At 69.4% G+C, this 21638-nt stretch carries 17 protein-coding genes; 7 read left to right on the forward strand and 10 right to left on the reverse strand.

Features of this window, described 5'->3' with window-relative positions; translation table 11 throughout:
- Nucleotides 1-496 precede the first annotated feature (496 nt).
- Complete coding sequence (locus tag KIH31_RS17240) at nt 497-787, forward strand: WXG100 family type VII secretion target (RefSeq protein ID WP_214428384.1); 291 nt, start codon at nt 497-499, stop codon at nt 785-787.
- A 130-nt stretch (nt 788-917) separates the two neighbouring features.
- Here the strand turns inward: KIH31_RS17240 and groL are convergent, their stop codons facing one another.
- The 4 genes from groL to KIH31_RS17260 form a co-directional block, all read right to left on the reverse strand.
- Nucleotides 918-2546 (reverse strand): chaperonin GroEL, encoded by a 1629-nt coding sequence (gene groL, locus KIH31_RS17245; RefSeq protein WP_214428385.1) that lies wholly within the window; start codon nt 2544-2546, stop codon nt 918-920.
- A gap of 288 nt (nt 2547-2834) precedes the next feature.
- Nucleotides 2835-4121, reverse strand: a complete 1287-nt coding sequence (locus KIH31_RS17250; RefSeq protein WP_214428386.1) for an ABC transporter substrate-binding protein — start codon at nt 4119-4121, stop codon at nt 2835-2837.
- A 132-nt stretch (nt 4122-4253) separates the two neighbouring features.
- Complete coding sequence (locus KIH31_RS17255; protein ID WP_214428387.1) at nt 4254-4868, reverse strand: LytR C-terminal domain-containing protein; 615 nt, start codon at nt 4866-4868, stop codon at nt 4254-4256.
- A gap of 32 nt (nt 4869-4900) precedes the next feature.
- Nucleotides 4901-5212, reverse strand: coding sequence for a DUF3263 domain-containing protein (locus KIH31_RS17260; RefSeq protein WP_214428388.1), 312 nt, complete (start codon nt 5210-5212; stop codon nt 4901-4903).
- 123 nt (nt 5213-5335) lie between these two features.
- Here KIH31_RS17260 and KIH31_RS17265 point away from each other — a divergent pair, with 123 nt between their 5' ends.
- Nucleotides 5336-6100: a uracil-DNA glycosylase gene (locus KIH31_RS17265; protein ID WP_214428389.1), complete on the forward strand. Its 765-nt coding sequence runs from the start codon at nt 5336-5338 to the stop codon at nt 6098-6100.
- Between the two features lie 82 nt (nt 6101-6182).
- Nucleotides 6183-7007 carry a siderophore-interacting protein gene (locus KIH31_RS17270; RefSeq protein WP_214428390.1) on the forward strand — a complete coding sequence of 275 codons (825 nt, stop codon included), beginning with the start codon at nt 6183-6185 and terminating at the stop codon, nt 7005-7007.
- A gap of 20 nt (nt 7008-7027) precedes the next feature.
- Here KIH31_RS17270 and KIH31_RS17275 read toward each other — a convergent pair whose 3' ends face one another.
- The 5 genes from KIH31_RS17275 to KIH31_RS17295 all read right to left on the reverse strand — a co-directional run bounded on the left by KIH31_RS17275 (nt 7028) and on the right by KIH31_RS17295 (nt 15060).
- Complete coding sequence (locus tag KIH31_RS17275; RefSeq protein WP_214428391.1) at nt 7028-8512, reverse strand: threonine/serine exporter ThrE family protein; 1485 nt, start codon at nt 8510-8512, stop codon at nt 7028-7030.
- A 44-nt stretch (nt 8513-8556) separates the two neighbouring features.
- Nucleotides 8557-9630, reverse strand: a complete 1074-nt coding sequence (locus KIH31_RS17280; protein ID WP_214428392.1) for a peptidoglycan bridge formation glycyltransferase FemA/FemB family protein — start codon at nt 9628-9630, stop codon at nt 8557-8559.
- 79 nt (nt 9631-9709) lie between these two features.
- Nucleotides 9710-11785 (reverse strand): glycogen debranching N-terminal domain-containing protein, encoded by a 2076-nt coding sequence (locus tag KIH31_RS17285; protein ID WP_307857693.1) that lies wholly within the window; start codon nt 11783-11785, stop codon nt 9710-9712.
- A 50-nt stretch (nt 11786-11835) separates the two neighbouring features.
- Entirely contained in the window at nt 11836-14460 is a 2625-nt protein-coding gene (locus KIH31_RS17290; protein ID WP_214428394.1) for a PEP/pyruvate-binding domain-containing protein, read from the reverse strand.
- A gap of 306 nt (nt 14461-14766) precedes the next feature.
- A complete protein-coding gene (locus KIH31_RS17295; RefSeq protein WP_214428395.1) occupies nt 14767-15060 on the reverse strand; it encodes an antibiotic biosynthesis monooxygenase family protein in 294 nt (97 codons plus the stop codon).
- A 173-nt stretch (nt 15061-15233) separates the two neighbouring features.
- Here KIH31_RS17295 and KIH31_RS17300 point away from each other — a divergent pair, with 173 nt between their 5' ends.
- Nucleotides 15234-16292: a flippase-like domain-containing protein gene (locus KIH31_RS17300; RefSeq protein WP_214428396.1), complete on the forward strand. Its 1059-nt coding sequence runs from the start codon at nt 15234-15236 to the stop codon at nt 16290-16292.
- Nucleotides 16293-16357: 65 nt separating this feature from the next.
- Here the strand turns inward: KIH31_RS17300 and fdhA are convergent, their stop codons facing one another.
- Nucleotides 16358-17572, reverse strand: coding sequence for a formaldehyde dehydrogenase, glutathione-independent (gene fdhA / locus KIH31_RS17305; RefSeq protein WP_214428397.1), 1215 nt, complete (start codon nt 17570-17572; stop codon nt 16358-16360).
- 276 nt (nt 17573-17848) lie between these two features.
- Between fdhA and KIH31_RS17310 the strand changes: the two genes are divergently transcribed.
- The 3 genes from KIH31_RS17310 to KIH31_RS17320 all read left to right on the forward strand — a co-directional run bounded on the left by KIH31_RS17310 (nt 17849) and on the right by KIH31_RS17320 (nt 21628).
- A complete protein-coding gene (locus KIH31_RS17310; RefSeq protein ID WP_374224901.1) occupies nt 17849-19999 on the forward strand; it encodes a copper-translocating P-type ATPase in 2151 nt (716 codons plus the stop codon).
- An 80-nt stretch (nt 20000-20079) separates the two neighbouring features.
- The gene (locus tag KIH31_RS17315) at nt 20080-20286 is read left to right on the forward strand and encodes a hypothetical protein (RefSeq protein WP_250546185.1); all 207 of its coding nucleotides are present in this window, start codon (nt 20080-20082) and stop codon (nt 20284-20286) included.
- Nucleotides 20287-20389: 103 nt separating this feature from the next.
- Nucleotides 20390-21628, forward strand: coding sequence for a GAF domain-containing sensor histidine kinase (locus KIH31_RS17320; protein WP_214428399.1), 1239 nt, complete (start codon nt 20390-20392; stop codon nt 21626-21628).
- Nucleotides 21629-21638: the final 10 nt, after the last annotated feature.

Genomic DNA, 21638 nt, shown 5'->3' on the forward strand with positions numbered 1-21638 from the left:
TGAGCACGTCGAGGTCTTTCGGATGGCGAGCGTAGGAACTTCCATCATCGGAAGGCCTCGACCTCTATCCCGCCTTCGCCGCGCCGGCCCCCGTCGCCCCGGCTACACCCTTAATTACGAAGAGCCCCTTATCTGGACGACGACGGCATCCGGGATGAGTCCGAACCGGCGGAATCCTTCGTCGACGAGACCCGCTGACCGCTCGGCTGGGCGCCGGAACAGCTGCTTCCGGCGTTAGCGACCCGGACCGGCGTTAGCGACCCGGACCGGCGTTAGCGACCCGGACCGGCGTTAGCGGAATCCCCCTATCCCCTGTCCGGGTTGCTCACGCGGGTGTCCGAAATGCTAACGCCCGTAAGCTGACAGCCGCCCCCTCTTTCTCCTCCACAGCACCGCCCAGCGGCCGGGACGTGCACGTGGCCGGTGAGGAACTCCGCCGGGCCCGGCAGCAGGGCTAGCCTCGGACCACCAACAGCACTCGTCCGGGAGGATCACCATGACACAGTTCCATGTCGACAGCGATGCGCTGAGCGCCCGGAGCGCGGCCGTGCGCGGCTCGATCGAGCGCATCCGCGCGGAAGTGGACACCATGCAGCACGGCCTGCAGGAGCTTCAGGGCACGTGGACCGGCCAGGCCTCAGCCTCCTTCCAGAGCCTGGTGGTGGACTGGCGCTCCACCCAAGCAAGGGTCGAGGCCTCCCTGGAGAGCATCAACAGCGCCCTCGGCAACGCGGCCCTGCAGTATGCGCAGGCCGAGGAGGCAAATATGCGGCTGTTCGCGGGCTGATCGTGCCCGCTCCCCGGACGCCGCTCCCCGGACGCAACTCCCCCGGGACGCAAACTCCCCGGAACGCAACAAGGGCGGCATCCGCGAAGGATGCCGCCCTTGTCAGCAGCTAAGGCGCTTGGGCTGTGGCTTAGAAGCCGCCCATGCCGCCCATCTCGTCGGCACCCGGGCCGGCCGGAGCGGCCTTTTCGGGCTTGTCGGCGACGACTGCCTCGGTGGTCAGGAACAGACCGGCGATGGAGGCCGCGTTCTGCAGGGCAGAGCGGGTCACCTTGACCGGGTCATTGACGCCGGCAGCAAGCAGGTCCTCGTACACGCCGGTGGCAGCGTTGAGGCCGTGGCCAACGGGCAGGCCGCGGACCTTGTCGACGACGACGCCGGGCTCCATGCCCGCGTTGAAGGCGATCTGCTTCAGCGGAGCGTCGATCGCAACCTTGACGATGTTGGCGCCGGTGGCCTCGTCACCCGTGAGCTGCAGGTTGGCGAACGCCTTGACGCCGGCCTGGATCAGGGCCACGCCACCGCCGGGGACGATGCCCTCTTCCACAGCAGCCTTGGCGTTGCGGACGGCGTCTTCGATGCGGTGCTTGCGCTCCTTGAGCTCGACCTCCGTGGCGGCACCGGCCTTGATCACTGCGACACCGCCGGCCAGCTTAGCCAGGCGCTCCTGCAGCTTCTCGCGGTCGTAGTCGGAGTCGGAGTTCTCGATCTCGGCACGGATCTGGGCCACGCGGCCGGCGATCTGGTCGGCGTCGCCGGCACCTTCGACGATGGTCGTCTCGTCCTTGGTCACGACCACCTTGCGGGCCTTGCCCAGCAGTTCGAGGGTGGTGTTCTCAAGCTTGAGGCCGACCTCTTCGGCGATGACTTGGCCGCCGGTCAGGATGGCGATGTCGGCCAGCTGTGCCTTGCGGCGGTCACCGAAGCCCGGAGCCTTGACGGCGACGGACTTGAAGGTGCCACGGATCTTGTTGACGATCAGGGTGGCCAGAGCCTCGCCCTCGACGTCCTCGGCGATGATCAGCAGCGGCTTGTTGGACTGCATGACCTTCTCCAGAACCGCAACGAGATCCTTCACGTTGGAGATCTTGGAGTTGACGATCAGGATGTACGGGTCCTCGAGGACCGTCTCCTGGCGCTCGGCGTCGGTGACGAAGTAGGCCGAGATGTAGCCCTTGTCGAAGCGCATGCCCTCGGTGAGCTCAAGCTCGAGGCCGAAGGTGTTGGACTCCTCGACGGTGATGACGCCTTCCTTGCCCACCTTGTCCAAGGCCTCGGCGATCAGGTCGCCGATCTGGGTGTCACCGGCGGAGATGGAAGCGGTCGCTGCGATCTCTTCCTTGGTCTCGATTTCCTTGGCGGATTCGAGCAGCTCGTTGGTGACGGCTTCGACGGCCTTCTCGATGCCGCGCTTGAGCGCGAGCGGGTCGGCGCCGGCGGCAACGTTGCGCAGGCCTTCCTTGACCAGCGCCTGGGCGAGGACGGTGGCGGTGGTGGTGCCGTCGCCAGCGACGTCGTCAGTCTTCTTGGCAACTTCCTTGACGAGCTCGGCACCGATCTTCTCGTAAGGATCGTCCAGCTCGATCTCCTTGGCGATGGAAACACCGTCGTTGGTGATCGTGGGCGCGCCCCACTTCTTTTCGAGGACCACGTTGCGGCCACGCGGGCCGAGGGTGACCTTGACGGCGTCAGCGAGGGTGTTCAGGCCCCGCTCGAGACCGCGGCGGGCCTCTTCATCAAATGCAATCATCTTGGCCATAACGGCTTGTCCCTCCTGGACAGTCGGTAAGAGTTCAGGTGCCCTGCCGAAGCGCCCGCGACGGACGGACCGATTCCGCGGCGATCTCTTTACGCCCCGGCTCGTGCCCTCACCCGGCAAGGTTTTTTTCTCTTCACCCAGCCCCGGACCGGAGCCCGAAGGGCTGGCAGTCGAAGCATGAGAGTGCTAACTCAATAATTAGCACTCGCCCACTGAGAGTGCAAGCGAAGGAGCTGCCTTTACGCCTGCAGTGGACGGCCCGTGCGCGTGCGGACGCGGACCGCCGGTTCAGCTGCCCGCGCGCACCGCGGTCTGCGTGCCGGTCAGCTTCGGTTTGTTGTCGTCCCCGTAGCTGTAGACCTCGTAGTTCGCGACAGTGATATCCCCGTTGCGGTTGAAGTTCACCGTGCCCGACTCCCCCTCGTAATCGATGGCCTTGCCCTGCTTGAGGGCGCCGGTGCACGCGATGAAGTTCGAGCACTTCACCGGCTGCCCGTTGGGCGAACCGCCGCCGGATACCGCAATCAGGTTTGCCGCGATCGAGGCACCGCCGTCGTCGTCGGCGGCGTCCGCGGCGAGGATGGCCAGCAGCGTGGCGTCAAAGGACTCCGCTGCGAAACTGAGGTCCTTCAATTTCGGGTCGACGGCGAGGAGCCTGGCAGTGAACGCCGGCGAGGGGAACCGCCCGGGCAGCACACCGCGCGCGGCGCTGAGTGCTCCCTGCGCCAGCGCGGGTCCGTAGGGCGCCACGGCGCCGTCGCTGAGCAGGATCTTCTCCCCCGGGACGCCTGCTCCGTTGAGAGCCGACAGCAGCGCCGCTGCTCCGTCCCTGGCGACGACGACGACGGCATCGGCCCCCGCGGCCTGGCCGGCCGCCGCCTGCGCAGCACCGGCCTTGACTTCGACGTCGGCGCCCGCCGTCAGGGCCGCCGCGGCGATCGCCTCGCGCACTGCCTGCCCGACCTGCTGCCCGTACGGGCCTTCCTCGTGCAGCACCGCGACGGTGCGGCGTCCGCTGTCCTTGGCCAGGTTCACCAGCGCCGTCGCCTGTGCCGTCTCCGAGGGGGCCGTGCGGAAGTAATACCCTCCGCTTCGGTAGGTGCTCAGGCCCGCGGCCGTATTGGCCGGGGAAATCAGGACCGCCTGGGAGCGGGAGAGGATGTCGATGGCCGCCGGCGCGTGGCTGGAGTCCGTCGGGCCGATCACCGCGTCCACGTGGTGGGCGGCGAGGGCCTTCGCCTGCGCTGCGCTGTCTTCTCCCGCCTGCGCGGGCAGCAGTTCCACGGGCTTGCCCTTCAGCCCGCCCGCGTCGTTGGCCTGCTGGACCGCCAGCTTGACCGCGGCGAGTTCGGACTCATTGAGGAAGTCCTGGCCTCCGGTGTTGTCCAGAATGACGCCGATCTTCAGCACACCGTCGCCGCTGGCGTCGGCATTCGCAGTCCGGGCGTTCGCTCCGGCGGTGCCGCAGCCGGCAACGGCCAGCACGGCACCGAGGGCCAGCACTGCGGAAAGAGTGCGGGCGGCGGCCCCGGAGCGGCGAAGCGGGCGGAGTCCAGTCGCGGTCCCGTGCGTCATCTGTTCCCCGTTCCGCTCGTTGTGGCCGCACGCGGGCGTGCGGCTCCGTTCGTTGCCACTCTAACGACGGCCGCCGGGCGGGTCCGCGGTGCCGTCCGTGGCGGCGGGAATGTTATGGAGGCGTGACCGGAATCAGCTGAAACCGGGGCCGATCACCACGGCGAGGGGAACCCCGATCTCCGCGGTGTCGACCAGACGGGTGATGTTCAGCAAGGCGCCGAGGGCCTTGGCATTGCCCTCCTGCGCTGCGCCGTTGTAGAAGATGACCGAGCTTGGCTGCGGCTGACCCTGCCAGTTCGCCACGCTGCCGACCGGCCACCCCGCGGACTGGACCTGTCCGGCGACCTTCGCCCCGAGCCCGGCCACGCCGCTGGCATTCAGGACCGTGACCGAGGTGGTCTTGTCGACCGCCGCGCTGGCGCTCGGGGTCGGGGTTGGAGCGGCTGCCTGAGCCGGCGCCTTGGCGGAGGCCGGTGCACTGGTCCTGGCCGCGCTCGGCGTCGGGGCCGAGTGTGACGCCGACGTCGTGGACGTCGCCGCCGAGGCGGTGCTGCCGGTGCTGGCAGCTCCGAAGCCCAGGCGGGGAAGCAGGAAGAAGGATGCAAGCCCGACGACGAGGGCGACGGCGCCGGCGATCAGCACCGGGGTCAGGCCGTGGCCGGGCAGTTCGGTGCGGGTACGGTGGACACCTTGGCGCGAGGATGTCTCCGGGACCTTGTCGAATTCATCCCGAGGAAAATTGGTCATGATGCGGAAGGGTCCTTGTGTAGAGCGTACTTTTAGGCGTCAGATCCCAGGCGGCGGGCCGTGCGGGCCCGCTGACGCGTCGTACGTAGTCTACGCAATCTCTTCACCAGCATCGGATCGTGCGCGAGAGCATCCTCGGTATCGATCAGTGCGTTGAGGATCTGGTAGTAGTGCGTGGCCGACATGCCGAACAGGTCCCGGATGGCTTGCTCCTTGGCGCCGGCGTACTTCCACCACTGCCGCTCCAGTGCCAGCATTTGGCGGTCGCGTTCGCTCAGGGGCGACTCCTCCGCCGCGTCGACGGAGAGGTCGGCCAGGGTCAGCGGGGCTTCGGATCCGGCCACGACACACTCCATTCAGACGTTCTGCGCACGGGACTCACCCCATGATAGAGGCGAATGACACCTCTGTCATTCGCAGCGCGCTCCAGTCCGGCGTATCCGGGCCGCTGACGGCAGAATGGACGCATGAAGCAAACAGGCACAGCCGGACGGACCGAGGCGCTCTTCGACCTGCAGGCACAGCCCCCCGCCGCCGAAGAGGACACCAGCGCCCGCGCCGCCCTCGCCGAGGATCCACTGAGCCTGATGGCCCCCGACTGGGCCGAGGCGCTCGCGCCGGTGGAGGACAGGCTGCGCGCCGCCGGCCGGTTCGCGGCCGCGCAGCCCGCCATCCTCCCGGCGGCGCACAACGTCCTGCGGGCGTTCACCAGCCCGCTCAGCGACGTCAAGGTCCTGATCGTCGGGCAGGATCCCTACCCGACGCCGGGGCACGCCATCGGACTCGCCTTCGCCGTGGACGGCTCGGTCCGCCCGCTGCCACGGAGCCTGGCCAACATCTACCAGGAGCTGCAGACGGACCTGGGCCTGCCGCCGGCGCCCCACGGGGATCTGAGCGCGTGGACCGCCCAGGGAGTGCTGCTGCTGAACAGGGTGCTCACCGTCGCCCCGGGCGCCGCCGGTTCGCACCGCCGCAAGGGCTGGGAAGAGGTTACCTCTGCGGCCATCGCCGCGCTCGCTGCCCGTGGCGGGCCGCTCGTCGCGATCCTATGGGGCAACGACGCCGGCACGGTCGCACCGCTGCTGGCCGGTGTCCCGCTCATCTCCTCGGCGCATCCCAGTCCGCTGTCCGCACGCCGGGGCTTCTTCGGTTCCCGGCCCTTCAGCCGCGCCAACGAACTGCTGGCGGCACAAGGGGCCGCCGGTGTCGACTGGTCGCTTCCGGGGCAGTGACTGCCGCGGGAGCGACCGGCGCGGAGCCCGGCGGGACACTGGCATAGGCTGGAACAGCCCGGCTGCCCACCAGGAGGACCCCATGACCGTCGCCCCCGTCGTCAAACCCCGCCCGCAGGCCACGCTTGACGTGCTCCGGGCGGAGCGGCTCTCGGAGCACTTCGTGCGCATCGTCGCTGGCGGGCCGGGGTTTACCGCCTTCGAGCCCAACGGGTTCACGGACATGTACGTCAAAATCCATTTCCTGCGGCCCGGTGTGCGCTATCCCGAACCCGTCGACGTCTTCGGTCTGCGTGAATTCATGCCGCGCGAGGACTGGCCGGCAACGCGCACGTACACTGTGCGCTGGGTCAACACGAAAGCCCGTGAACTGGCGATCGACTTCGTCATCCACGGCGACGAAGGCCTTGCCGGCCCTTGGGCGGCCGCGGCGAAGCCCGGTGACCGTCTGATCGTCAGCGGTCCCGGCGGGGCCTACGCCCCCGATCCGTCCGCTGACTGGTATCTCTTTGCCGGCGACGAATCGGCCGTCCCGGCCATCTCGGCGGCGCTTGAGGCGCTGCCGGCCGGAGCCGTCGGGCACGCCTTCCTGGAAGTCGGGGCCGAGGATGATGCGCTCCCGGTCGCTGCCCCCGGCGGGATCACGCTCGAATGGCTGGTGCGGGACGGCACGTCGGCGGTTCCCGGTTCCCTTCTGGTGGAGGCCGTCGCCGGAATGCCGTGGCGCGCGGGCGACCCGCAGGTCTTCGCCCACGGCGAGCGCGAGGCCATGAAGGCCCTGCGGGAAGTCCTCTTCAAGCAGCGCCAGCTCCCGCGCTCCCGCGTCTCCCTGTCGGGCTACTGGGCGTACGGGCGGAACGAGGACAGCTTCCAGGCCGAGAAGAAGACACCCCTCGGGAAGGTCTGATCCCGGCGGTCCCGACCCCCTCAACGTCGGCGGTTGCGGCGCTTTTCGTTGCTGCCCAGCTTGCGGGTGAAGGGCCGGGCGAGGTTGTCTCCCAGCACGGTTCCGCCCGCCACGGCGAGAATCACGGTGAGCGCGTTGAAAATGCCGACGGCGCCGTCGAGCGCGGCGTTCGGGTCCACCGTCCAGGTGTACATGGCCCGGAAGATCGAGAGCCCGGGCAGCAGGAAGAGCACGGCGGGCACCGCGACCACGAGCTGCGGTGCCCCCATCCTCAGGGCCACCATGCGGGCGACCATGCCCAGCGCCACGGCGCTCACGGCCGGGGCCAGGCGGTCGCCCAGCCCCGCCGCGGTCGCCCCGACGAGCACGAGGTAGCCGGCCAGTCCGGCGGCACCGGTCGGCAGCAGCAGACGCGGCCGCGTCTGCTCCACGATGCCGATCGTCAGCACCGCGATCACCACCAGCAGGGCCCGGGCCCAGACAGGATAGGCGTCCCCCGGCATGGATGTGGGGTCCAGCCGGCCGGTTCCGGAGAACGCGCCGAGCACCAGCCCGACGGCGATCCCGGACACGACGGCGCCGAAGGTGAGGAACGCGGAGAGCAGACGCCCCGCGGCGGTCACCGGGAAGCCGTTGATCGCGTCCTGCACTGCTGAGACGAGCCGCCCCGAGGGCAGCAGCAGCAGGATTCCGCCTGCGATCACGATTGCCGGCGAGATGGGCAGGTTCATCCACCAGAACAGCAGCGCGATGAAGGTCACGGCGAACGAGCCGGCGGCAGTTGTGAAGAAGTCCGGTACCCGCCACTTGCCGAGCTGCCGTGTGAGCAGGCCGACGAGGATGTTGCTGAGGAAACCCACCAGGGAGGCGAGCGGGCCGCCGCCGATCACCCCGACGATGACAAGCGCGAAAAGGCCTTCAGCGAGCGTGACCATCGGCCGGGGAAACGGCTTGGGCCGGCGTACGATCTCCTGGAGCCGCTTGGCGGCTTCGTCGCGCCCCACGCCCCCGTCCACGATGTCGGTGACCAGCTGGTGCACCATGGCCAGGCCGGCGTAGTTGTTGGTCCAGGACCGCACCACGCGCAGCAGGGTCACGGGAGTCATGTCCTTGAGCGCGTAGTTGATGATGATCGACTGGTTGGTGATGTCGACGTCGACGTTGCGCAGGCCGAACGCGGCGGTGACAGCGATGATGCTCGTTTCCGCCTCCAGCGCGCCGGCGCCGTAGCGGAACATGGTTTCGGCCAGGTTCAGGGCAAAGTCCAGCGTCCGGCGGGCAGAGTCGTCCAGGCCGCCGACCTGGATCATCGGGTTGGCATAGGGGCTGCCGGCAAGCCGCTCCACGATGCTCATCGGCGCTGTGGGCGGGGAATCGCCCTGCATCAGCCGGCGCAGCACCCTGCGCGCCTGTTCGTCACGGCGCTGGCCGACAGAAGGAATGGCCTTCGTCGGGCTGGGCGCTTCCCGCGGTTTGCGGGCCGGTCCCCTCGGCTTGTCCACCATTGGCCGGAATCTCCTTCCCCCGATCGACCGCCCTTGCGCGGTTTTTAGTAGAACTGCTGACGGTGTCTGCGCCAGTACAGCTGCCGGAACACCTTTTCCCCTGCCAGGGTCCACGCCTTGTACCGGACCGGGCTGAGGACCTGGTCGTAGCAGCCGACGAAGTCCGTCACCGTCTTGCTGAAGCTGGTCTTGAACAGGCCAAGACCGTGATGGGGGTGGGAAGTGTCCTTCAGGCGGTCGCTCGGCGGGGTGCCGCAGAAGTCGTACTCGGTGATGCCCAACTCCTTGAGCTGGTTGATCGCCGTCCATTGCACCAGGTGCGAGTCGCCGTACTGATTGCGCCGCTGCAGCGACCCGCCGTCTTTGTAGGTGCCCTTGCGCCCGTAGTTGATCACGAAGGCACCCACCGACGGCACCCCGTCCTCGTACACGAACAAGAGGCGGCCCTGGCCCCGGGAAATGAAGGCCGTCCAGAACTGCCGGTAGTAGTCGTACTCGCGCACCTGGACGTTGGCTTTGGCCTCGACGGTGTTCGTCATCAGGGCGTACATAGCCCTGAAGTTCTCTTCGGTGCCTTCGACGTTGCGGACCTCAACCCCTTCGCGGAGGGCACGCCGGACGGCGTTGCGCCCGCGCGAGTGCAGGGTGCGCAGCAGCTGCTTCTCGTCCGGGGTCACGTCCAGCAGCGCGGTGCTGTCGTTGGGCTGCAGGTTGAAGGTCTTGACCAGCCCCGCCCGGCCGAATTCGGCGCGGGCCTCCGGGGAGTCCACAATGTCGGGCTCGACCTTGACGGCGAAGACGCCGAGCTTGGCGCGGCTGACGAACTCCCGGTTGGCAGCGGCGATTCCCGGGATGTCCTCGGCGCCGGCGACGTCGGGGCCCTTGATCATGTACCAGAGCTTGCCCAGCAGCGGGAAGCTCTTTTCCAGCACCAGGTTGTAGCTGCTGTAATCGGCCGTCTCGTACACCAGGTGCAGCGGCTTCCAGCCGTACTGGCCCTTGACCTGCGCGAACGCCTCGGACTGGAGGAGGTTGCCGCCGTTCGGGTTGGCCGTGACGTGGCGGTCCCAGTCGGCGATTTCCTCCGCAGACGCGAAGCGGGCGGTAAATTCTCGCAAGTCTTCCCCGTTCGTTGAGCGCGCCGGAGCCTCCGGCCGGTTAGGCACTGCCAAGTTTAGCTGTCCTCCGCGCCGGTCCTTACCGGCGGTAGAAGCGCAGGCCCGACGCGGACGCGCACCTGGTCTCGCCGTCGTCGACAGTGACGGTGAACGGCTCCGCGCCCAGCCTCAGGCCGTCGATCCGGAGGTTGCCGAAGGGATGCTCCTCGATGCCGGCGAGGCGGATCGAGCGGTGGCGGGCATCGGGGACCATGCCCAGCGCGGCGACGACGACCGGCACCGCCGATGACGCCGCCCAGGCCTGCGGGCGGCAGGACGCCGGATAGGGGAGCGGCGCGGCGACGTCGCCGGCGTCGTGGCCGGAGAAGAGCTCCGGCAGGCGGAAATCGAAGCCCTCGGCTGCGTCGAGGAGGGCGCGGGAGAGCCGGGCGGCGTGTCCGTGGTGTCCGTCGCGGGCAAGCCCGGCCAGGATGATGGCGCTGTCGTGGGTCCAGACCGCCCCGCAGTGGTAGCGCAGCGGCGAGTAGGCACCGTTGTCCGTGGAAAGGGTCCTGATGCCGTACCCGGAAAACAGCGTCGGGTGCATCAGGCGGTCCGCGACGGCCGCGCTTTCCTCGGCGTTGAGCATCCCGGTGCCGAGCAGGTGGCCCATGTTGCTGCTCACTCCGTCGACCGGGCGCTTGTGCGCATCCAGGGCGATGGCCGGGTAGGGGCCCAGGTCATCCTGGACCCAGAAGGCAGCGCGGAACCTGTCGGCGAGCGCGGCGGCCCAGGCGCGCCACTCTTCGGCGCCCGGCCTGCCGAAAGCCTCGAGCAGGGCGGCCCCGCTCACGGCCGCCTCATAGGCATAGGCATGGACCTCGCAGAGCGCGATAGGTCCCTCCGCGACCGAGCCGTCGCGCCAGCGCACCGAGTCCGGGGAGTCCTTCCAGCCCTGGTTGGCCAGAGCGATGCCGGATTCGTCCAGGTATTCCAGGAAGCCGTCACCGTCCGAGTCGCCGTAGTCGCGCATCCAGGCCAGGGCCGCTTCGCAGGAGTCCAGCAGCGCCTCCACTTCCGCCTCGGGCATCCCCCACCGCCAGGCGTCGTGCAGCAGGCAGATCCAGAGCGGGGTGGCGTCGATGGTGCCGAAGTAGACCGGCGGAAGGCTCAGCCCGGCCCCCTCGAGGACGAAGGCCGAGCGGCGGACCTCGTGCAGGATCTTGCCGGGCTGTTCGGCTGTGGCCGCGTCCACCGCGCGGCCCTGCCGGGCCGCCAGGGAGCGCAGGGTTCCAGCCGCCAGCTCGGTACCCAGGGGGAGCATCATGCGGGCGGCGAGCAGCGAGTCACGGCCGAACAGCGTGAAGAACCAAGGCGCTCCGGCAGCCAGGAAGGTATCCCCCGGGTGCGAGGCGGAGGCCATCCGGAGTCCGGCAAGGTCCGAGAGGGACTGCTGCAGCAGCCGTCCGACGCGCCGGTCCTCCGTAGCGACGGACGGCAGGGACCACTCGACCCCGCCGTCGATTTGGGCTGCTGCGGCCATGGGGGCGGAGATGTCCCCGCCGCGCAGCGCCCATTCCACCTGGTGTTCCCCGGCGGCTGGCACCTTGACGGTCCACTGCAGCCGCAGGCCTCCCCCGAAGGTTCCGATCTCGGCGTCCGGCGCCTCGATGGCGACGCGGGCGCCGGTTTCCTCCGTCCATCCCCAGGCCCCGGCGGCGAACGCGGGCGCCGCCGGGGCGGCAGGCACCCCGGACTTCACGGTCTCCATGCCGGCCAGGTCCGCTTCGAGGTCCAGCACGACGTCGAGCAGGAGCGGCTCATCGTGGCTGGACGCAAAGGTCAAGGTCTCGCTCATGCCGTCCGCGCGGGCGCTCCGGGCGCGCCGGAGCAGCAGCAGCGGGTCGTCCCCGGGGATCCCGGCGGAGCGGACCACGTAAGAAGCGGTCAGGCCCAGCTCGACGCCGGCATGGGCGCTGTGAATCTCCAGGGCCAGCGGTTCGGGTTCTTCGCCGTTGACCGACAGCACGGCACTGGAGAGGACGCGGACGTCCCCCAGGTACACGCCCTGGATGCCGTGCCGGCGGATCTGGCCGTCGCGGCCGCTCCATGCCTGGACGGGAGCGGACAGGACGGTGACGAGGTCATGCAGCAGCGGCTGGCGTTGGTCTGGCACGGGACCCCAGCTTTCCACCAACCATGCTGATCGCCAAATAGCCCCCGGGTTCAGCTCTCCAGCCGGACCGTTCCGGCCGAGCCGTCCACGGTGATCGTGCTGCCGGTGGCGATCCGCGTCGTCGCGTCCCGCACACTGACCACTGCGGGTATGCCGTACTCGCGGGCGATCACGGAAGCATGCGACACGGACCCGCCCATTTCCATCACCAATCCTCCGGCGGTGAGGAACAGCGGCGTCCAGCCCGGATCCGCGGACGGCACAACGAGGATTTCGCCAGGTTCCAGATGCGCCCCCACCGGATCGAAAACCACCTTGGCCCGGCCCGTCACGGTCCCCGCCGAGGCCGGCGTGCCCGCGAGGTCCCCGGACGCGCCGGCCGGCCGCGGGAGGGCAGCTTCCAGGTCCGTGCCGTCGGTCAGCAGAACGCGCGGAATGTACCGCCGGCGCATTTCCTGGTCGTATTCCCGGCGGCGCGCGGCCACCATCTCCGCCAGACCGGCTCCGCGCAAGCCCACCCTTGCCTCGGCGAGATCAAGGAAGTAGATGTCCTGGGGTGCCGCGATGCGTCCCGCTGCCGCCAGTTCGGCCCCGACCAGGTCCAGTTGCCGCCGCAGTGCCGCGAACGCGACGATGAGATGGAACTTGGGCAGTTCCCGCATCCCGGCCAGCTCCCTGGTCCGGCGCAGGGCCAGGGCCACCACCTTCCCGCGCAGCCTGCTCCGGGAGGCAGCCCGCGCCGTCAGGTCCGCCACCTTGGCCTCCGCTTGCTCCGCCGCCCGCGCGAACTGCAGGTCAGGTGCCAACTGCGGGTCCTCGAGGCGCAGGTAGTTGGCCAGTACGCCGAACAGATGCGAAGGGTCCTCAGACCAGCGCTGCACGCCGAGATCGATCTCGGCGACGGCGCGGTGCCCGTAGCGGTCCAGGAAGCCGCGGACGGCGGCCTGCGCAACCGCCGGGAGGGTTCCGGCGGTGTAAGCCCGCGCCAGGTCGGCGGGATCGCGGCGGAGGACGTCCGCGGCAGAGGCCGCGTCCTCCCGGAGCCGGACCGCGACGGCCCACAGCTCGAGGTCCATCTCGGTGGTCACGTTGTGCGGCAGTCCGCGCAGCACCGTCTCCAGGTCCCCGCGCTGGAGCTTGCCTTTGAGGAGCAGCTGCACAAGGCCCAGGCACGCAAAGCCTGCCTCCATCGGCGCAATCATGTCCCAAATGGCCGTGACGATCTCTTTGCCCAGGACACGTTCGACGCCGTCGAGCCTCGCAGCGGCCGTGGCGTCGGAGGGGAACGCGAGCGCGGCCGAGAGCCTGGCTGCCGCCCGGTCGACGGCGGGACCGGCGGCCGCCGGCTTCAGCGTCTGCCGCACGATGTCCGCCGGGTGCAGGACCTGGGCAACGGTGAGCAGGCCGCGCAGCACCTTGCGGCGCGGGGCCTTCACCAGCGGAAAGCGCGGATCGCCGAGCAGGGACTCCAAGGCGGCTGCGGAGCGGGCGTCGGAGACCTTGAAGACCCGGATGAACCGGCGGCCCCCGGGACTTTGCAGAAGCGCGGTGAGGTCCACATACAACCGGCCGCCAAGGTCCAGGTAGAGGGCCTGCGACTCCTCCCTGCCTGCGCCGATCAGCTCCAGCAGGCCCGAGCGGCCCAGGGAGATCAGGTGGAAAGCGGCCAGCCCCATCGGCGTCAGCGGCCGGGTCAGCCCCTGCAGCAGGCTGGCGCAGATCAGCACCCGCGGCCGGGGCAGGTCCACCAGGTCCTCGGGCACCGGGTAGAGCGTGGTGATGGGCCTGCTTTGCGTCAGCCAGAGCGCGCCGTCGCCGTCGATGGCCCACTCGAGGTCCTGCGGCGCGCCGAACGCCTCCTCGACGGCCGCGCCCAGACGAGCGATGGCCAGGACCTGGGAGTCGGTGACGCACGGTTCGCCGGCGGCGGAGCGGCGTTCGGTGATCCGGCCGCTGTGGACGTCCACCACGAAATGGTCGGGGTTGACGCTGCCGGAGACGACTGCCTCGCCCAGCCCGGCGCTGGCGTCGATCACGGCCTCTCGGCGGCGGCCGGTCAGCGGGTTCGCCGTGAACAGTACGCCCGCAGCCACGCTGTGCACCATTGCCTGGACGACGACGGCGGCCGAAACGGAGCGCTGGCCGACACCGTGCGCGGCCCGGTAGACAACCGCCCGTTCGGTCCACAGAGAGGCCCAGCAGCTGCGGAGGGCCGCCAGCACCTCCTCCGGGCCCGCGACGTCCAGGAAAGTGTCCTGTTGGCCGGCGAAGCTGGCTGCGGGCAGGTCCTCGGCGGTTGCGGAGGACCTGACGGCCACCGTGGTTCCCGTCCCCAGCCGGGTGAGAGCGTCCCGGACCGCCTCGGCAACTGGTTCGGGGACCGGGGCGGACAGCAGCGCGTCCCGAGCCCGCGCGGCTATGGCGGCGAGCGCCTCACGGTCATCGCCGGCCGTGTCGACGCCGGCGAGCGCCGCGTCGAGACCGGCCGCTTCGGAGGCAACGCGGTACGCCTCAGTGGTCACGCAGAAACCGGGCGGCGCGGGGAAACCTCCGGCCAGGAGCACTCCCAGATTGACGGCCTTGCCACCGGCCGCGGCGAGGCTGTGCTCCGGGAGCGAACGGAGATCCGCCACCAACGGGATGGAGAGCCTCCGGCCTGGCTCCGCACCGTCCATGATCACCTCCGTCCTCCGCCACTGATGGTTCCGTCAAACTGCCTGTCGCCGCCCGCCGCCACGATCTTGAGCAAATCTTGAGGAAAGCTCGACGGTCGCTTGAGCCGGCGGGAGCAACCTGAATGGCAGGCCGACGCGGCGAGCAGCCTCCCGCAAGGGACGGCGTCCCGGTCCGGCCCGCCCTTCCCCGGGGCAATCAGCGCGATCCCCGCGCCGCAGGATTCGGTTCGGCCGCGTGGGCTGGTTCGCGGCGCTGATCGCCCCGGGGAAGATTCCGCGGCCATGCTCCGCCTCCGCAGCCCACGGTCAGACGGCGGCAGCCTCGTCCAGGGTGTGCGGCTCAAAATGCTCAATCGAGGGCCGCACTGCCTCCATCCCCGCGCTGAAGTCCGCTGACGCCAGCCACTGCTCAATCTGCTCCAGCGATTCCCATGCCTCGGTACTGATGAAGCGGTCCGGAACCTCGCGGTCGTGCATGAGGACAAAGGTGGTGTGCGGATAGTTTTCCTGGGCCCTCCTCACCAGGTCGCGCCAGGCCTGCACGAAGTCGTTTTCGCGGCCGGGGTGCACCAGCCACAGTCCCATGCTGTAGACGGACATGTCAGCGCCTCCATTCGGTCTTCCCCTGTGGCGGGGCGTGCCCTCAGGCTAGGACCGGCACGCGGTGGCGGGCGAGGGCCGGAAGGCCCTAGGCGCGGCAGACGCGCGGGGGCGGCAGAGGGCAGAATGTAGCTACCTTCGTAAGAGGCACGGCCGGACGAAAAGCTGAATGGATGTCACCCACCCGCAGAGTACGGACCACAGTGCGCCGACTGGTGCTTGTGCTGGTGTTCATCCTGGTGCTCGAGTACCTGGTGCTCCCGCAGCTGGTCGACGCCTCCGCGTCACTGGAGGTCCTCGGCCGCGCCTCCCCGGTCATGGTGGGGGCCGCCGTCGTGCTGGAACTGCTGGCGTGGCTCGTGTACAGCGGGCTGACGCTGCTGCTGCTCCCGCCGGACGACCGGCCGGGGTACTTCACCGTGCTGCGGATCGATCTGTGCGACTTCGGGGCCAATCATGTGCTGCCCGGCGGCGGCACCACCGCGGCGGCGATCCGGTACCGGCTGCTCACCCTCGCCGGCACGTGGCCGGAGAACGCCCTGAGCGCCGCCACCGTGGAGATCATCGGCTCCAACCTCGTGCTCGGCGGGATCTTCGCCGTTGGCTTGTTGCTGGCACTGCCAGTGCTTGAGGCGAACGTCTACTACCTGCTGGCGGCCGCCGTCGTGTTCGTGATCCTGATCTGCGCCGTCACGGCGGTGGTGGCGCTGCGCCGCCACCTCGATGCCGCCGTCCGCTTCGCCCGCGGGTCGGCCCGTCTGGTCCGTTTCATCCACGAGGACTCAGCCGAGGACTTCGTGCGGCGGATGGGCAGGCAGATGGAGGTCTTCCGGACGGACCGCCGGTCCCTGGTGCTCGCGGTCCTGCTGGCAGCCCTGAACTGGCTGTTCGATGCCGCCGCGCTGTGGATTTTCGTCGCCGCGTTCGGCCACAGCCTGGGCGCCGGCGAGCTGCTCGTGGCGTTCGGCCTTGCCAGCCTCCTGATGATGCTCCCGCTCACTCCGGGCGGCCTCGGCATCGTGGAGGGCCTGCTCATTCCCACGCTCGTGGGCTTCGGTGTCCCGCACGCGACCGCGGTCCTCGGGGTGATCGGCTGGCGGCTCGTCCAATTCTGGCTGCCTATTCCGCTCGGCAGCGCGGCCTACGTCTCCCTGCGCCTGGGCGTGCTGCGCCGCCACAATCTGCCCAAGGGGCTCGTCCGCAGTGCCGCGGACGAGCCGCCGCGACGCTGAGCGGGTGCCCCCGGACACGGCGAAGACCGGGCGGCGGGGCGCCCGGTCTTCGCACGGGTTAAGGGCTAGTTCTTGATGTAGTTGTTCGGGTTCAGCACATACTTCGTTGCCGCCCCGGCGTCGAACTCCGCGTAGCCGCGCGGAGCGTCCTCCAACGGAATGGGCTTCGCGTTCACGTTCTTTGCGATGCTCACCTTGTCATGCAGGATCGCCATCATCAGCTGCCGGTTGTACTTCATCACCGGACACTGCCCCGTGGTGAAGGAGAGCGACTTCGCCCAGCCGGTGCCCAGGCTCAGCGACAGGGAGCCCTTCTTGGCCGCCTCGTCAATGCCGCCCGGATCCCCTGTGACGTACAGGCCCGGGATGCCAAGCGCACCGCCCGCAGCGGTGATTTCCATCAGCGAGTTCAGCACCGTCGCTGGCGCCTCCCCTGCCCCTGCGCCGTGGCCCTTGGCCTCGAAGCCGACGGCGTCCACGCCGCAGTCCACCTCCGGGACGCCGAGGATCTGCTCGATCTGCTCGGCCGGACCGCCCTTGGTCAGGTCGACCGTCTCGCAGCCGAAGCTGCGGGCCCGCTCGAGCCGGTCCGCGTTCATATCGCCGACGATGACCACGGCCGCGCCGAGAAGCTGGGCACCCGTCGCCGCCGCCAGCCCGACCGGGCCCGCGCCGGCGATGTAGACGGTCGAACCGACCCCGACGCCGGCCGAGACGGCTCCGTGGAAGCCCGTGGGGAAGATGTCCGAGAGCATGGTCAGGTCCATGATTTTCTCCAGGGCCTGGTCCCGGTCGGGGAACTTCAGCAGGTTCCAATCCGCGTAGGGCACCAGGACGTATTCCGCCTGGCCGCCGACCCAGCCGCCCATGTCCACGTACCCGTAAGCGCTGCCCGGGCGGTCCGGGTTCACGTTCAGGCAGATGCCGGTCTTGCGTTCCTTGCAGTTCCGGCAGCGGCCGCAGGAGATGTTGAACGGCACGGAACAAATGTCCCCCACCTTGATGAATTCGACGCCGGGCCCGACTTCGACCACCTCGCCGGTGATCTCGTGGCCCAGGACGAGGTCCTTCGGCGCAGTAGTGCGGCCCCGGACCATGTGCTGGTCGGATCCGCAGATGTTGGTGGCGACGGTCTTCAGGATCGCGCCGTGGGGCACCTTGCGCCCCACATTGGCCGGGTTGACGCCCGGGCCGTCCTTGAGTTCGAACGTCGGGTAGTCAATGTCGATGACCTCGACCTTGCCCGGCCCCTTGTAGGCAACTGCTCTGTTCCCTGTCATGTCGTACCTTTCTGGATGTGTCAGCCGCTCCGGCTGACCAGGCCCAGCGCCAGACACACGGGGGTGTCCGTGGTGTGGCGGAGGATAGGGTTCATCCCACTACACCAGCCAGCCATTGACAAGGGTGCTGAGGAATCTGGTGCTCAAGGACAAAATGTGCAAGACGGGAAGACGCGGCACCCGGGCAGGGATTGACGCATACCCCCTACGGGTATAAGTTCTCTCTTACCGGAAGCCGTCGTCCGGCCCTTGGCCCGCACGCATTGAAGGTCCACCATTGCCCCTGAGCGCAAAGGAAGACCCATGGAACACCCTGTTTCCCCGCACGCCATGCCCCACACCGCCGCCGATAACCATGCGGTCCATCCCCACGGCCAGCACACCGGCCACAGCACTGCGATGTTCAGGAACAGGTTCTGGCTGAGCCTGGTGCTGGCACTCCCGGTCGTCGCGTTCAGCGCGATGTTTTCGCGGCTGCTCGGCTACCCGCTCCCGGACTTTCCCGGCATCTCATGGATTCCCCCGCTGCTGGGCACAGTGATTTTCGTCTACGGCGGCGCTCCGTTCCTCAAGGGCGGCTGGGGCGAACTGACCTCTCGCCGGCCGGGCATGATGCTGCTGATCGCCATGGCCATCACCGTCGCCTTCGGCGCCTCCTGGGCCACCACGCTGCATCTGGGCGGGTTCGACCTCGACTTCTGGTGGGAACTGGCGCTGTTGATCGTCATCATGCTGCTGGGGCACTGGATGGAGATGCGAGCGCTCGGCTCCGCCCAGGGCGCCCTCGACGCGCTGGCGGCCCTGCTGCCGGATCAAGCGGACAAAATCGTCGACGGCGAAGTCAGGTCGGTGCCACTGGCGGACATCACCGTGGGAGACCTGGTCCTGGTGCGGTCCGGCGGCCGGGTACCCGCGGACGGCACCGTGGTCGAAGGGGAGGCCGAATTTGACGAGTCCATGATCACCGGAGAGTCACGGACAGTCGGCCGTGCCGCGGGATCCAGAGTCGTCGCCGGCACTGTGGCCACCGACAATGCCGTCCGGGTCCGGGTGGACGCCGTCGGGCCGGATACCGCGCTGGCTGGCATCCAACGCCTGGTCGCAGAGGCGCAGGAGTCCTCCTCGCGGGCGCAGGCCCTCGCAGACCGCGCTGCTGCGCTACTCTTCTACTTCGCCCTCGGGGCCGGCATCCTCACCTTCCTGGCCTGGACCCTCCTCGGCAGCGTGGACGAAGCAGTGGTACGCACGGTGACGGTGCTGGTCATCGCCTGCCCGCACGCGCTGGGGCTGGCCATTCCGCTGGTCATCGCCATTTCGACCGAACGCGCTGCCCGCGCCGGCGTCCTGATCCGCAACCGGATGGCACTTGAGCAGATGCGCACCATCGATGTCGTCCTCTTCGACAAGACCGGAACCCTCACCGAAGGCAAACCCGCACTGACCGGGCTCGCCGCCGTCGAAGGCCTGCCGGAACCTGAGCTGCTGGCCCTCGCGGCGGCCGTGGAAGCTGACAGCGAGCACCCGGTCGCCCGTGCCATCGTCCGCGCCGCGGCCGACGATGCCCAGGTCCGCACCCGCCGCCTGTCCGGCACCGGTTTCAGTTCATTGACCGGCCGGGGAGTCCGGGCCCTCGTCGGCGGTGCGGAAGTCGCCGTCGGCGGCCCGAACATGCTCGCCGGGCTGGGCCTTCAGCCTCCGGAGGAGCTGGTCCTGCGCACCGCACCATGGGCCGCGCAGGGCGCTACGCTGCTGCACGTGGTGCGCGACGGGAAAATCATCGGGGCACTGGCCCTCGCGGACCGGGTCCGGGACGAGTCCCGCAGCGCTGTGCGGGAGCTGCAGGCCCGCGGGGTTACTGTCGCCATGATCACCGGCGATGCCGCGCCGGTGGCTGCTGCGGTGGCACGCGAGCTGGGGATCGACGAGGTTTTCGCGGACGTCCTCCCGCAGGACAAGGACAAGAAAGTGGCCGAGCTCCAGGCACGCGGCCGGAAAGTGGCCATGGTCGGGGACGGCGTCAACGACTCCCCCGCCCTTGCACGCTCCGACGTCGGGATCGCCATCGGCGCCGGAACCGACGTGGCGGTGGAATCCGCCGGGGTTGTCCTGGCCGGCAATGACCCGCGCTCCGTTCTGTCAATGATCGACCTGTCCCGTGCCAGCTACCGCAAGATGATCCAGAACCTCGTCTGGGCCACCGGCTACAACATCGTCGCCGTCCCGGTCGCTGCCGGCGTGTTCGCCTTCGCCGGCGTCGTCATGTCCCCCGCCGTCGCCGCCATCCTGATGTCGCTGTCCACCATCGTGGTGGCACTGAATGCGCAGCTGCTGCGCCGGATCGACCTCACCCCGGCGCCAGCCGGCGCGGCCCAGTCCGCCGGGGCGGCCGGGGAAGCCGGGAAAGCCGCGGGTGCCCTTCGACTCTAGGAAAACGGTGCTCCGTCCGGGAAGCTGGCGCCGAGCCGATCGGCGCGGAGACCGGCGGAGACGGCGGAGGGAGACAGGCGATGCTGTGGTGGCAGGACGTGCTGCTGGGGTTCTGGAACGGCCTGACCGGCTGGATTGTGCTCATCGTGCACCTGTTCGGGGCCTGGAAGGAGTTCCCGGTCTACAACGTCTCCCGCACAGGCGGCTGGTACGACTTCGGGTTCCTGGCCGGCGCCGGCTCCCCGCTGCTTGGCGGCTGGGGCGCGCGCGCCGGACGCCGCCGCTGAGCGGATCGCTCGGTTAGAATCCGAATGCAGCCAGCCCAGGGGACGTGCAGAGGACGGGCGCTGCGGTCCAGTGAACTTGGGAAAATGAAAGGTCCGGCCGGGCATGCGCAGCGTGGAGTTGAGCCGGGCGGAGGAGCGCGCCCGCGCCGCCGTCCTGCGCGAGTACGGCCTGCCCTTCAACGGCCGCGCGGCGCACGGCGTCGCGGCCCCCGAAGACGGCACCGCCAGGGACCTGAGCCGGCTGGTGGGGCTCGCGGCCGAGCTCTGCGGGGCCCCGTACGGTGTCCTCAACATCATCACGGAGGACCACCAGCACCAGGTCGCCGCGGCTGGAATCGATCCGGGCATCTGCTCGCGCGAGGACTCCATGTGCGCCCGGGTTTTCCTCTCCGGGCGCACCACCGTGGTGCCCGACGCGAGCACGGATCCGCGCTTCACGGACAACCCGTTCGTGACCGGGGCCCTCGGACAGGTCCGCTTTTATGCGTCCGTCCCCTTGGTGACACCGTCGGGCCACGCACTTGGCACGCTCTGCGTCTTCGCCGAGGAAGCCGGGGCCTTGGACGGCACCCGGCAGCGGCAGCTGGAGACTCTCGCCGCCCAGGCCATGGACATCCTCGAGCTGCAGCACCGCACCCGGCAGTTGAAGGCAACGCTGCGGGAGCTGCAGCGCAGCAACGACAGTCTCGCAGCGTTCGCCGGTCGTGTGAGCCACGACCTGCGCAACCCGCTGGCCGCCATCCTCGGCTATGTGGAGCTCAGCGAGCAGGACCCCGACGTCCCCGCCCACGGTGCAGCCTCGGGCTACCTCCGGACGGTTGCCGGCATCGGCCGCCGCATGCTCACCGTGCTGGACGATGTCCTGGGCTTCTCACGGGTGGGCGGCACCCTTCAGCGGACGGAGCTCTCCCTCGCCGCGCTGGTGGAGGACATCCGGCAGGACCTGCACCCGGCCATCCGGGGCGCCGGAGGCAGCCTGACCTGCAATGACCTGGCCTTCGTGGCAGATGCGGGCCAGACGCGCACCCTTCTTCAGAACCTCATCGCCAACGCGCTGAGCTACGGCCGGCCCGGAGCGGCGCCGACGGTCCATGTCACCGGCACTGCCGGGAGCTCCGGGACTGTTCTGCGCGTCATCGACCGCGGCAAGGGCATCCCCGCCCACGAGCGCCGCCGCGTCCAGGAGCCGTTGGTCCGCCTGCATCGCGACGGAGACGGCAGCGGCTCGGGTCTTGGCCTGGCCACGTGCGCCCGGATCGCCGAAGCCCACGGCGGCTCGCTCGATATCGGCGAAACCGCCGGGGGCGGCACCACTGTCACCGTAAGCTTTCCCGCGGGCTGACCACGGCGCG

This window comes from Paenarthrobacter sp. DKR-5, assembly GCF_018531425.1.
Classification (GTDB): Bacteria; Actinomycetota; Actinomycetes; order Actinomycetales; family Micrococcaceae; genus DKR-5.